The organism is Vibrio nitrifigilis (assembly GCF_015686695.1).
GTDB lineage: Bacteria > Pseudomonadota > Gammaproteobacteria > Enterobacterales > Vibrionaceae > Vibrio > Vibrio nitrifigilis.
Window position 1 is genome coordinate 640,854 of sequence record NZ_JADPMR010000001.1, and the last position, 12,441, is coordinate 653,294.

At 44.6% G+C, this 12,441-nt stretch carries 11 protein-coding genes; 9 read left to right on the forward strand and 2 right to left on the reverse strand.

Translation table 11 applies throughout. The annotated features are described in order from the left end of the window. Positions 1 to 61 precede the first annotated feature (61 nt). From sdhC to sucD, 8 genes are all read left to right on the forward strand, one after another. Positions 62 to 454 carry a succinate dehydrogenase cytochrome b556 subunit gene (sdhC, locus tag I1A42_RS02940; RefSeq protein WP_196122603.1) on the forward strand — a complete coding sequence of 131 codons (393 nt, stop codon included), beginning with the start codon at positions 62 to 64 and terminating at the stop codon, positions 452 to 454. Next, positions 448 to 792, forward strand: coding sequence for a succinate dehydrogenase, hydrophobic membrane anchor protein (gene sdhD / locus I1A42_RS02945; protein ID WP_161153410.1), 345 nt, complete (start codon positions 448 to 450; stop codon positions 790 to 792). Before sdhC ends, sdhD begins: the two co-directional genes overlap by 7 nt. After that, the gene (gene sdhA / locus I1A42_RS02950; RefSeq protein ID WP_161153411.1) at positions 793 to 2,559 is read left to right on the forward strand and encodes a succinate dehydrogenase flavoprotein subunit; all 1,767 of its coding nucleotides are present in this window, start codon (positions 793 to 795) and stop codon (positions 2,557 to 2,559) included. A 14-nt stretch (positions 2,560 to 2,573) separates the two neighbouring features. Further along, positions 2,574 to 3,287 carry a succinate dehydrogenase iron-sulfur subunit gene (locus I1A42_RS02955; protein ID WP_161153412.1) on the forward strand — a complete coding sequence of 238 codons (714 nt, stop codon included), beginning with the start codon at positions 2,574 to 2,576 and terminating at the stop codon, positions 3,285 to 3,287. A 111-nt stretch (positions 3,288 to 3,398) separates the two neighbouring features. Beyond that, complete coding sequence (sucA, locus tag I1A42_RS02960) at positions 3,399 to 6,209, forward strand: 2-oxoglutarate dehydrogenase E1 component (RefSeq protein ID WP_196123768.1); 2,811 nt, start codon at positions 3,399 to 3,401, stop codon at positions 6,207 to 6,209. A gap of 28 nt (positions 6,210 to 6,237) precedes the next feature. Further along, on the forward strand, positions 6,238 to 7,449 hold the full coding sequence (gene odhB, locus I1A42_RS02965; protein ID WP_161153413.1) for a 2-oxoglutarate dehydrogenase complex dihydrolipoyllysine-residue succinyltransferase: 1,212 nt from the start codon (positions 6,238 to 6,240) through the stop codon (positions 7,447 to 7,449). 168 nt (positions 7,450 to 7,617) lie between these two features. Continuing rightward, positions 7,618 to 8,784: an ADP-forming succinate--CoA ligase subunit beta gene (gene sucC / locus I1A42_RS02970; RefSeq protein ID WP_161153414.1), complete on the forward strand. Its 1,167-nt coding sequence runs from the start codon at positions 7,618 to 7,620 to the stop codon at positions 8,782 to 8,784. Further along, a complete protein-coding gene (sucD, locus tag I1A42_RS02975) occupies positions 8,784 to 9,656 on the forward strand; it encodes a succinate--CoA ligase subunit alpha (protein ID WP_196122604.1) in 873 nt (290 codons plus the stop codon). Before sucC ends, sucD begins: the two co-directional genes overlap by 1 nt. A gap of 62 nt (positions 9,657 to 9,718) precedes the next feature. On the opposite strand, the gene znuB is transcribed toward sucD, so the two are convergent. Further along, the gene (znuB, locus tag I1A42_RS02980; RefSeq protein ID WP_161153529.1) at positions 9,719 to 10,504 is read right to left on the reverse strand and encodes a zinc ABC transporter permease subunit ZnuB; all 786 of its coding nucleotides are present in this window, start codon (positions 10,502 to 10,504) and stop codon (positions 9,719 to 9,721) included. Then, positions 10,497 to 11,285 (reverse strand): zinc ABC transporter ATP-binding protein ZnuC, encoded by a 789-nt coding sequence (gene znuC / locus I1A42_RS02985; protein WP_196122605.1) that lies wholly within the window; start codon positions 11,283 to 11,285, stop codon positions 10,497 to 10,499. The genes znuB and znuC overlap by 8 nt, the downstream gene beginning before the upstream one ends. 79 nt (positions 11,286 to 11,364) lie before the next feature. Between znuC and znuA the strand changes: the two genes are divergently transcribed. After that, the gene (znuA, locus tag I1A42_RS02990; protein WP_196122606.1) at positions 11,365 to 12,252 is read left to right on the forward strand and encodes a zinc ABC transporter substrate-binding protein ZnuA; all 888 of its coding nucleotides are present in this window, start codon (positions 11,365 to 11,367) and stop codon (positions 12,250 to 12,252) included. Positions 12,253 to 12,441: the final 189 nt, after the last annotated feature.

Here is a 12,441-nt window from a genome sequence, read left to right on the forward strand (position 1 = left end):
GCGAAATATAAGCTTTGTGTCTGATTTTTCTTCAATAACTATAAATGCTCAATGGAGCTGAGTGAGCAAGCCCGTGAAAGAAAGAAAGTTACGTCCTGTAAATTTAGATCTACAGACCATTCGCTTTCCGATCACCGCAATAGCATCTATTTTGCACCGTGTCACCGGTGTCATTATGTTTGTTGCGGTCGGAATTCTGCTTTGGTTACTCTCCTTATCTTTATCCTCCCCAATGGGTTTTATGGATGCGAATGAAATTATTGATAGTTTCATCGTTAAATTCATCCTATGGGGTATTTTGACAGCTTTGGCCTACCATATTGTAGTGGGTATTCGCCACCTCATGATGGATATGGGCTATTTCGAAGAGCTGGATACTGGTGCGTTGAGTGCGAAAGTGAGTTTCGGTATCACTATCGTACTCTCTGTGCTAGCAGGAGTATTGGTATGGTAAAAAATGTTTCATCCCTAGGTCGTAATGGGGTGCACGATTTCTTATTGGTTCGTGGTACCGCCATTATCATGACTTTGTATGTCATATACATGGTCTGTTTCTGCGCCTTTACTGATATCACTTATGTTTCGTGGACTTCCTTCTTTAGTGGAACGTTTACGAAAGTCTTCACTATGCTGGCGTTGGTTTCGGTTCTTATTCATGGCTGGATCGGGCTATGGCAAGTACTGACCGATTACGTCAAATGCGCGAAACTGCGGAGCCTACTTCAATTAGTGGTCATTGCAGTATTACTTGGCTATTTCTTTTCCGGCCTTTTCGTTTTGTGGGGTGTATAAGTGACTATTCCAGTTCGTGAATTCGACGCCGTTGTGATCGGCGCAGGTGGTGCAGGTATGCGTGCTGCACTGCAAATCTCTGAACAAGGCCTGACTTGTGCTTTGTTATCAAAAGTGTTTCCAACTCGTTCTCATACTGTTTCAGCTCAAGGTGGCATTACGGTTGCTTTGGGTAATTCCCATAAAGATAACTGGGAATGGCACATGTATGACACAGTCAAAGGTTCTGACTACATCGGGGACCAAGATGCGATTGAATACATGTGCAAACATGGTCCTGAATCAGTAATTGAATTAGAAAAAATGGGTTTACCATTTTCTCGATTTGAAAACGGAACAATTTACCAACGTCCATTTGGTGGACAATCAAAAGAATTTGGTGGCGAGCAAGCGGCGCGCACTGCTGCTGCTGCGGACCGTACCGGTCACGCATTGCTGCACACGCTGTATCAACAAAATATCAAGCATAAAACCACCATTTTCTCTGAATGGTATGCCTTGGATCTGGTGAAAAACCAAGATGGTGCCATCATGGGGTGTACCGCCATTTGTATGGAAACAGGTGAAATTTCTTACTTTAAATCCAAAGCAACCGTATTAGCGACAGGTGGTGCGGGACGTATTTACGCATCAACCACTAATGCTCATATCAACACGGGGGATGGCGTTGGAATGGCGCTGCGTGCTGGTGCTCCAGTGCAAGACATGGAAATGTGGCAATTCCACCCAACCGGTATTGCTGGTGCGGGGGTCTTAGTCACAGAAGGGTGTCGCGGTGAAGGTGGTTACCTGCTCAACAAAGACGGTGAACGTTTTATGGAACGTTACGCGCCACGTGTGAAAGACTTAGCTGGTCGTGATGTGGTTGCTCGTTCTATGATGCAAGAAATTCGTGAAGGTCGCGGTTGTGAAGGGCCTTGGGGAACACACATTAAGTTGAAATTGGATCACTTAGGTCGTGATGTTCTTGAGTCTCGCCTGCCAGGTATTTGTGAATTATCTCGTACGTTTGCTCACGTTGATCCAGTGAAAGAACCAATCCCAGTCATTCCGACTTGTCACTACATGATGGGCGGTATACCAACCCAAATTTCAGGACAAGCTTTAAAGCAAACCAGTTCTGGTGATGATGTTGAAATCCAAGGCTTGTTTGCCTGCGGTGAAATTGCGTCTGTTTCAGTTCACGGAGCTAACCGTTTAGGTGGCAACTCCTTGCTTGACCTCGTTGTATTTGGCCGTTCAACTGGTTTACATCTTGGCGAAACATTGGCAGCTCATGCTGAATCCCGTCCTGCATCTGAATCTGATATTGAAGCGTCTTTATCTCGAGCCATGCGTTGGGAAAATAGCACCGGTGGTGAAGACCCTGCGCAAATCCGTAAAGACCTACAACAGTGTATGCAACATAACTTTTCTGTATTCCGCGAAGGGGCTGCAATGGCCGAAGGGCTGGAAGAGTTGAAGCAAATTCGTGAACGTTTAGAAGACGGACACCTTGCAGATAAGTCAAAAGAGTTCAATACTCAACGTGTTGAATGTCTGGAATTGGATAACTTAATGGAAACCGCATTCTCTACAGCGGTAGCGGCTAACTTCCGCACTGAAAGTCGTGGTGCTCATGCGCGATTCGACTTTACAGAGCGTGATGATGAAAACTGGTTATGCCACTCAATTTTCAATCCTGAAACGGAAGAAATGAGTAAACGCCATGTGAACATGCAGCCAATTTCCCGTGATGCATTTCCACCAAAAGTACGTACATATTAAGGGAGGGCTAACTTATGAAACTTAACTTCTCTTTGTACAGATATGATCCAGATAAAGACAACAAACCGTATATGAAAGACTATTCCCTTGAAGTAGACGAGGGTTCAGATATGATGGTGCTTGATGCATTGATTTTGCTTAAAGAACAAGATCCTAGCATTGCGTTCCGTCGTTCTTGCCGCGAAGGTGTTTGCGGCTCGGATGGTCTAAATATGAACGGGAAAAACGGATTGGCTTGTATTACGCCATTATCTGCCCTCGCGGACAGTAAAAAGATCGTAATTCGACCTCTTCCTGGACTACCAGTGATTCGCGATCTGATCATTGATATGACTCAGTTTTACGATAACTACGCAAAAGTGAAGCCGTTCCTTATGTCTGATGGCGACTTACCACCATCAAGGGAGCACTTGCAATCCCCTGAAGAAAGGGCGCATTTAGACGGTTTGTACGAATGTATTATGTGTGCATGCTGTTCGACTTCTTGTCCATCATTTTGGTGGAACCCAGATAAATTTATCGGTCCTGCTGGTTTGTTAGCGGCTTATCGTTGGCTCATTGATAGTCGAGATACAGCCACAGACGAGCGTTTGTCTGAGCTTGATGATGCGTTTAGTGTATTCCGTTGCCACGGCATCATGAATTGCGTAAGTGTATGTCCGAAAGGTCTCAATCCGACCAAAGCGATCGGGCACATCAAATCGATGTTGCTTAGCCGCTCGGTGTAACAAAATACAGCAGGCTTTCGAGCCTGCTTCTTATACCAATCACGGAGATTGGTATAACAATAGCTCGGCGAAAGACCGCAGCAACTGTAAACTACTGGTAAAGGGAAAATGATGCACAACGGCGTGATGAAGGCATGGCTCGAGTCTTCACACTTGGCTGGCGCCAATGCAACTTATGTAGAGGAACTCTACGAAACGTATCTAAGTGATCCCGAATTGGTAAGTGAGGAATGGAGACGTGTGTTTGAAGGGTTGCCTATGCAACCTGACAATGTGGTTGAACAATCACATACGCGCATCCGTGATTACTTCCGGCGACTCGCTCAAGAGACTAAGCATTACAGTGTCCAAGTTAGTGATCCTGAAGTCGATGCAAAACAGGTAAAAGTACTCCAGCTTATAAACGCGTACCGTTTCCGCGGTCACGAAGCTGCTCAATTGGACCCTCTTGGATTATGGCAGCGTCCGCCTGTGGCGGAATTAGAACCAGCTTTCCATAATCTAAACAATGATGACATGGAAGAAACTTTTAACGTAGGCTCGTTCGCCATTGGCAGCGATACGATGCAGTTAAAAGATATTTATCAATCACTCAATAATATTTACTGTGGTTCAGTTGGTGCAGAATACATGCACATTACTGACACAGAACAAAAGCGTTGGATTCAACAGCAAATCGAACCTATTAACGGGCATCCCCAATTTAGCCTTGACGAGAAAAATACGTTTCTTGAAGAGTTAACGGCTGCAGAAGGGCTAGAACGTTATTTAGGTGCGAAGTTCCCAGGTGCTAAACGCTTTTCGTTGGAAGGGGGCGATGCTCTTATTCCAATGACCAAAGAATTAATCCGTTATGCAGGTTCAAAAGGCATGCGAGAAGTGGTTATCGGTATGGCTCACCGTGGTCGATTGAATATGTTGGTGAACGTGCTCGGTAAAAAACCGCAAGGCTTATTCGATGAATTCGCTGGCAAGCATGATGAAACATGGGGTACTGGTGATGTGAAATATCACCAAGGTTTCTCGGCTGATTTCGCCACTGAAGGTGGTGATGTTCACTTGGCGCTTGCGTTTAACCCATCTCACCTAGAAATCGTTAACCCCGTGGTTATGGGGTCGGTACGAGCTCGTCAAGATCGTTTAGGTGATAAAGAAGGCGCCAAAGTTCTGCCAATTACCATCCACGGTGATTCGGCGATCGCAGGGCAGGGCGTTGTGGCTGAAACATTTAATATGTCTCAAGCTCGTGGCTTCCGAGTTGGTGGTACGGTTCGTATCGTTATCAACAACCAAGTGGGGTTCACAACGTCTAATCCTACTGACACTCGTTCAACTATGTACTGTACCGATATTGCAAAAATGGTGCAGGCTCCTATCTTCCATGTCAATGCTGATAACCCAGAGGCTGTAGCCTTTGTAACGCGTATTGCACTGGACTACCGTAATACTTTCAAACGCGATGTTGTTATCGATTTAGTGTGTTATCGCCGCCACGGTCATAACGAAGCTGACGAGCCAAATGCAACGCAGCCTTTGATGTATCAAAAAATCAAGAAGCACCCAACACCTCGGAAATTATATGCTGATGTATTAATGGATCGTGGTGAGAGTGATATTGAAACAGCAACTCAGTTAATTAATGAGTACCGAGATGCGCTGGATCACGGTGAAGTCGTGGTGAAAGAGTGGCGTCCAATGACCATGCATTCAGTAGATTGGGAGCCGTACCTCAATCACGACTGGAACATGGAATGGCAAAATCAATTCGATTTTGAGCGTCTTAAAGAATTGGGTAATCGTCTATGTACTTGGCCGGAAAGTCATAAATTGCAAAGTCGAGTAGCTAAAATTTATGAAGATCGCCGTGCTATGGTGTCGGGCGAAAAAATGCTGGATTGGGGGATGGCAGAAATTTTTGCATATGCCACGTTAGTGGATTATGGCAAGCGTATCCGTTTATCTGGACAAGATTCCGGCCGTGGCACGTTCTTCCATCGTCATTCAGTACTGCATAATCAAACTGATGCGAGCACTTATGCGCCACTTAAGCATATTCATGATAAACAAGGTCCATTCCAAGTGATTGACTCGGTATTATCTGAAGAAGCGGTACTCGCGTTTGAATACGGTTATGCGACGGCGGAACCTAGTGGCTTAACGATCTGGGAAGCGCAATTTGGTGATTTTGCCAACGGTGCTCAGGTTGTCATTGACCAATTTATCTCTTCTGGTGAGCAGAAATGGGGCCGTTTATGTGGCTTAACAATGTTGCTACCACATGGATATGAAGGCCAGGGGCCTGAACACTCTTCTGCTCGTTTAGAGCGTTATCTACAGCTTTGTGCTGAGCAAAATATTCAAGTCGTGGTGCCATCAAGTCCGGCGCAGGTCTATCATATGCTCCGTCGTCAGGTGGTACGCCCTATGCGTCGACCACTGATAGTGATGTCACCTAAGTCTTTGTTGCGTCATCCATTATGTGTTTCTAGTTTAGATGAACTCGCCAACGGTAATTTTATGCCAGCGATAGGTGAGGTCGACGAATTAGATCCTGCTAAAGTCAAACGCGTAGTGTTCTGTTCTGGCAAAGTGTATTACGACTTACTTGAGCAGCGTCGGGCGAATGAGCAAGACGATGTCGCCATCATTCGTATCGAACAGCTTTATCCGTTCCCTATTGATCATGTTCGAGAACTGATAGCGCCATACACCAATGTTGTCGATTATGTTTGGTGTCAGGAAGAGCCACAAAACCAAGGTGCATGGTATTCAAGTCAGCACAATTTCGTTGCAGCGATTCCTGATGGAGCAAAATTGAAATATGCGGGCCGTCCAGCTTCTGCTTCTCCAGCAGTAGGTTATATGTCGGTACACTTGAAACAACAGAAAGCATTAGTTGAAGACGCATTGACGATCAATTAAGAACTAGAAGAGAAAGGAAGACCAAAAGATGACAATAGAAATTCTGGTTCCAGATTTACCTGAATCTGTAGCCGATGCGACCGTGGCTACATGGCATAAAAAAGCGGGTGACCCAGTCGATCGCGACGAAGTCATTGTTGAAATCGAAACCGATAAAGTCGTATTAGAAGTGCCTGCGCCAGAAGCTGGCGTGATGGCAGAAATCGTTGAAGATGAAGGCTCCACCGTGCTTTCTAAACAGCTGCTTGCGCGTCTCAAACCGGGCGTAGTAGCTGGTGAACCAACCAAAGATAAAGCGGAGTCAGCAGAGCCTTCTCCAGACAGCCGTCATAAGACATCGCTCACTGAGGAAAGCAATGATTGGCTAAGCCCAGCCGTTCGTCGTTTACTCGCTGAAAATAATCTAGAAGCGAGCGATGTGAAAGGCACTGGCGTTGGTGGACGTATTACACGCGAAGACGTTGATTCGTATCTTGCTAAGAAAGCGAAAGCAGCACCTGCGACGAAAGAAGCAGAACCGATTGCGCCCGTCGCTTCTGGTCGCAGTGAAAAACGTGTGCCTATGACGCGTTTACGTAAACGTATTGCAGAGCGTCTGTTAGAAGCCAAAAACAGTACAGCAATGCTGACTACGTTTAACGAAGTAAACATGAAACCGATTAAAGATCTGCGTAAGCAATATCAAGATCTGTTTGAGAAAAAACATGATATCCGTTTAGGTTTTATGTCTTTCTATGTTAAGGCGGTCACAGAAGCACTGAAGCGTTATCCAGAAGTGAATGCGTCACTTGACGGTGATGACATTGTGTACCACAACTTCTTTGATATCAGTATTGCCGTATCGACTCCTCGTGGGTTGGTAACACCGGTATTACGTGATACTGACACATTGAGTCTGGCTCAAATCGAGAAAGGCATTAAAGAACTTGCGCTAAAAGGGCGTGATGGCAAATTGACAGTGGATGAATTGACCGGAGGTAACTTTACTATTACTAACGGTGGTGTATTTGGTTCATTGATGTCTACGCCAATCATTAACCCGCCACAAGCAGCAATTTTAGGTATGCACAAGATTCAAGACCGTCCAATGGTTGTTGATGGCAAAATCGAAATCTTGCCAATGATGTACCTAGCTCTGTCTTATGACCACCGTTTGGTTGATGGTCGTGAATCAGTAGGTTTCCTAGTAACCGTAAAAGAATTGCTAGAAGATCCTGCGCGCTTACTTCTTGATGTATAAATGTTTATACGTTTAGATTTCTAGACGTCTAAAACTTTTCGGGTTAGACTAGCTCAACGTCTAACCCGGTTAAGTCACTGAAAAGTGGCGCTCATCTGAGTCTCCCTACAAGACGTGAAGCCCTGTTTACAGGAGCTATGGATAAAAACGAACAGACGGAACAACACAATGAATTTGCATGAATATCAAGCCAAACAGCTGTTTGCAGAGTTCGGACTGCCAGTACCTGAAGGTTATGCCTGCGATACTCCACAAGAAGCTGCTGAAGCTGCTGGTAAGATCGGTGGAAGTAAGTGGGTCGTAAAATGTCAGGTGCATGCTGGTGGCCGTGGTAAGGCAGGCGGTGTCGAACTGCATGATAACAAAGAAGGTATCCGTGATTTTGCGCAAAAGTGGCTAGGTAAAAACCTTGTGACCTATCAAACAGACGCAAATGGACAACCTGTTTCAAAAATTCTTGTTGAAGCGGCTTCCAACATCGCGAATGAGCTCTATCTCGGTGCTGTTGTCGATCGCTCTACACGGCGTATCGTGTTTATGGCATCGACAGAAGGTGGTGTGGAAATTGAAAAAGTAGCGGAAGAAACTCCAGAACTGATTCATAAAGCAGCGATTGATCCGTTAGTAGGGCCTCAGCCATATCAAGGTCGTGAATTGGCGTTCAAGCTTGGGCTTGAAGGTGACCAAATTAAACAGTTTACTAAGATTTTCCTTGGGTTAGGCAATATGTTTACCCAATATGATCTCGCTCTGCTAGAGATCAACCCATTGGTGATTACAGGCGAAGGCAATTTATTGTGCCTAGACGGTAAGATCAATATCGATTCCAATGCGTTATATCGCCAGCCAACATTACGCGATATGCACGACACGACTCAAGAAGATGCTCGCGAAGCTCATGCTGCAAAATGGGAACTTAACTATGTTGCGCTTGATGGCAATATTGGCTGCATGGTCAACGGCGCGGGTTTAGCAATGGGGACGATGGATATCGTAAACATTCATGGTGGTCATCCTGCTAACTTTTTGGATGTTGGCGGCGGCGCGACGAAAGAGCGCGTTACGGAAGCATTTAAAATCATTCTTTCTGATAACAATGTCAAAGCGGTATTAGTGAATATCTTTGGTGGTATCGTTCGTTGTGATTTAATCGCAGAAGGGATTATTGGAGCAGTAGAAGAAGTTGGCGTCAAAGTACCAGTAGTAGTACGCCTTGAAGGGAATAACGCAGAACTCGGTGCGAAAACATTGGCCGACAGTGGCTTAAATATTATTGCAGCCACTTCGCTTACCGAAGCTGCAGAAAAAGTTGTTGCGGCAGCGGAGGGTAAATAATGTCAATTCTTATCGATAAATCGACTAAAGTCATCTGTCAGGGATTCACCGGCGGACAAGGGACATTTCACTCTGAGCAAGCTCTCGACTATGGTACGCAACTTGTTGGCGGCGTTTCACCCGGTAAAGGTGGCACTAAACATTTAGGTTTACCTGTGTTTAATACTGTCCGTGAAGCGGTTGAAGCGACAGGTGCGAACGCATCTGTGATTTATGTACCCGCTCCTTTCTGTAAAGATGCAATATTGGAAGCCGTCGACTCAGGTATCAAACTGATCGTCACCATTACTGAAGGTATTCCAACGCTAGATATGTTAGACGTTAAAGTACGTTTAGATGAAGCGGGTGTACGGATGATCGGTCCTAACTGTCCGGGAGTCATTACGCCGGATGAATGTAAGATTGGTATCATGCCTGGACATATTCATAAGAAAGGTAAGGTGGGCATCGTATCTCGCTCCGGTACTCTAACTTATGAAGCAGTAAAACAAACAACGGATGAAGGTTTCGGCCAAACAACCTGTGTTGGTATCGGTGGTGACCCAATCCCGGGCTCTAATTTCATTGATATTTTGGCGCTGTTTGAAAAAGATCCAGAAACTGAAGCGATTGTGATGATCGGTGAAATTGGTGGTACGGCTGAAGAAGAAGCAGCGGCATACATCAAAGAGAATGTGACTAAACCTGTCGTCTCATATATCGCGGGTGTGACTGCGCCTCCGGGTAAACGTATGGGTCATGCTGGAGCTATTATTTCTGGTGGGAAAGGGACTGCGGATGAAAAATTTGCAGCACTTGAAGCCGCGGGCGTTAAGACCGTGAAAAGCCTAGCTCAAATCGGTAGCGCATTGCGTGAAGTGACCGGCTGGTAATCTTCTAACCAAATGGTTGTGAATACCTAAAACCCTAAGCAATGCTTAGGGTTTTTGTTTATTCAGGCTTTACGTTTTACTAAGTGACTTAAGATAAAGAGTGCCGCTGCACTGATCACCACCGATGGGCCAGCTGGAGTATCATAATGCCAAGAAAGGGTGATACCACTAAGCACACTTACACAACCGATTAACGAGGCAAACAATGCCATTTGTTCTGGGGTCGAAGCTAAACGGCGTGCGCCAGCTGCAGGAATAATAAGGAGAGATGTCATAATCAGCGCCCCCACAAATTTCATACCCACAGCAATCACAGTACCAATAAGTAGCATTAAGATGAGGCGCATTAAATCGACGTTAATGCCATCGACTGTCGCTAAATCTTCATTAATGCTGCTTGAAAGTAGTGGCCGCCAAAAGTAATAAAGTAAGGCCGCGACAATAATGACGCCAGACCAAATAAAGGTCAGGTCAGTCGGTGTGACTGAAAGCAGATCGCCAAAGAGATAACTCATCAGGTCGATACGAACATTATCAAGAAAACTGACAGCGATAAGCCCTAGTGACAGGGAACTATGTGCCAGAATACCTAATAAGGTATCGGTAGCGACCAGTTTTTGGCGCTGCATGACCACTAGTACGACGGCAAGCCCAAGGCAACACACTAATAAAGCAAGGTAAAGGTTAATATCGAACAAGAAACCTAATGCGATGCCGAGTAAGGAAGCGTGAGCTAAGGTATCGCCAAAGTAGGACATTCGGCGCCAAACCACAAATGAGCCTAGAGGCCCAGAAATGAATGCGATACCGAGTCCTGCCAATATCGAAGGTAGAAGAAACTCAATCATGTTGATGATGCCCGTGATCATGAGAGTGGCAATGATCGCCATCGCCACTGACGGGGTTACCCGATAAGTCATGATGATGATGATTGTGATGGTGCTGATAAAATGCGAGGTTTTCTTGAGTTTGGCGACCAAACAAAGAAAGGTACTCAGGGTGCTGAGTGATGGCTTCTGGTGTACCAGAACAACAGATATGATGCTGCAGACACACTACGTCATCGGTTTGAGCCATGACCAAATGTAAGTCATGGGATACCATAAACACAGCGCATTGAAAACGAGAGCGAATATCGTTGATTAATGCGTACAGATCTATTTGTCCTTGAACATCAACACCTTGTGCGGGTTCGTCTAGTACTAATAACTGTGGGCGAGGGAGTAAGGCTCGAGCAATCAGTACGCGTTGGTTCTCTCCACCGGAAAGCTGATGCATGTCATTATGAAGTAAATGTTCAGCACCAACTAAACGCAGGGCTTGCTGAATTTCACTCGCGCTAAAACGGCCTGCAAGTTTAAGAAAACGTTCGACGGTTAACGGGAGTGTTTCGTTGAGCTTTAATTTCTGTGGAACATAGCCAATTTTAAGATTTTTTGCTCGGCTAACGACACCTGAATGGGACTTTAATAGATTAAGTAGCACTTTAACTAATGTGGATTTTCCCGCGCCATTTGGTCCGATTAGGGTAGTGATTTTGCCTTGCTCTATAGTTAGAGATATATGGTCTAAGACATGTTTTTGATTGTAAGTGACACAAATATTTTGTAACTCAATAAGAGTCGGCATGAAAGAAACTCATTTGCTAAGACACGATGTTATAATGTAACATCTCGGCAATTTTTTCGCTACAGGTTAGAATTCAAATATGTTAGCTAGACTCTTATTGACGGTCACTTTGCTGATTATTTCAGCAACATCATGGGCGAATGGTATCTTAACCAGCATTAAACCCATTCAATTGATTACCAACGAGCTCACTCAAGGTATTGAGACACCGGATGTGTTACTTGGTACTAACGCTTCTCCGCACGATTATGCTTTACGTCCTTCTGATGTAAAACGTATCCGTCAAGCATCGCTTGTTATTTGGTTTGGTCTTGATCTAGAGCCTTTTTTAACTAAGATTTTGTCAGAACAAAGCAATGTACTAACGCTTAGTGATATTCCTAATTTGAAGCTTCGTAAATTTGGGCCAGAAGAGCATGACGAACATGAGGAGGGGCATCACCATCATGGCGAGCATGATCCGCATTTTTGGCTGGGCGTAAAACAAGCTGCGACTGTTGCGCAAGCAATTACTAATAAGTTAATTGCGATGGATAGCGCCCACTCACAGCAGTACCGGACAAATCTAAAGCAGTTTTTGCTATCTCTTAAGCAGACAGATAAAGACATTCAAGCTCAGCTTAAACCGGTGCAAAAGATTCCTTACTATGTTTTCCACGACGGTTATGCTTATTTTGAACAACATTTTGGCTTAAATAACCAAGGTCACTTTACTGTCAGTCCTGAGCGTAAACCTGGAGCGAAAACGCTGATAAAAATTCGTACCTTACTCACTGAGAATAAAATTCAATGTGTGTTTGCGGAACCTCAATTCCAACCTGCTGTAATCAAAAGTGTTGTACGTGGTACAAAAGCGACGATTGGGATTCTTGACCCACTTGCTACCGATATTCCGGTAACCTCTGGCGGATATTTCCAATTTCTCCGTCATTTAAGCCAAAGTTATTATGACTGCTTATCTCAATAGAAAGTGATACAAATAGAATAAAAAAGCGACGGTAAGTCGCTTTTTTTATATAAGTAATATCTTATTTTTTGAAAATAATAAATAAATTGCCAGATGGTTAAACACACATATATTACGTGGCTTTTTTTGATGTTGAACATTCTCAACCCGTATAAATTTAACTATCATACTTAAACTAAATAAAAATAT

What these genes read in the sequence shown, in the direction of transcription:
- sdhD (WP_161153410.1), top strand. Translation starts at nt 448, where the DNA reads ATGGTAAAAAATGTTTCATCCCTAGGTCGTAATGGGGTGCACGATTTC.
- I1A42_RS02955 (WP_161153412.1), top strand. Translation starts at nt 2,574, where the DNA reads ATGAAACTTAACTTCTCTTTGTACAGATATGATCCAGATAAAGACAAC.
- sucA (WP_196123768.1), top strand. Translation starts at nt 3,399, where the DNA reads ATGCACAACGGCGTGATGAAGGCATGGCTCGAGTCTTCACACTTGGCT.
- odhB (WP_161153413.1), top strand. Translation starts at nt 6,238, where the DNA reads ATGACAATAGAAATTCTGGTTCCAGATTTACCTGAATCTGTAGCCGAT.
- sucC (WP_161153414.1), top strand. Translation starts at nt 7,618, where the DNA reads ATGAATTTGCATGAATATCAAGCCAAACAGCTGTTTGCAGAGTTCGGA.
- sucD (WP_196122604.1), top strand. Translation starts at nt 8,784, where the DNA reads ATGTCAATTCTTATCGATAAATCGACTAAAGTCATCTGTCAGGGATTC.
- znuB (WP_161153529.1), bottom strand. Translation starts at nt 10,504, where the DNA reads ATGATTGAGTTTCTTCTACCTTCGATATTGGCAGGACTCGGTATCGCA.
- znuC (WP_196122605.1), bottom strand. Translation starts at nt 11,285, where the DNA reads ATGCCGACTCTTATTGAGTTACAAAATATTTGTGTCACTTACAATCAA.
- znuA (WP_196122606.1), top strand. Translation starts at nt 11,365, where the DNA reads ATGTTAGCTAGACTCTTATTGACGGTCACTTTGCTGATTATTTCAGCA.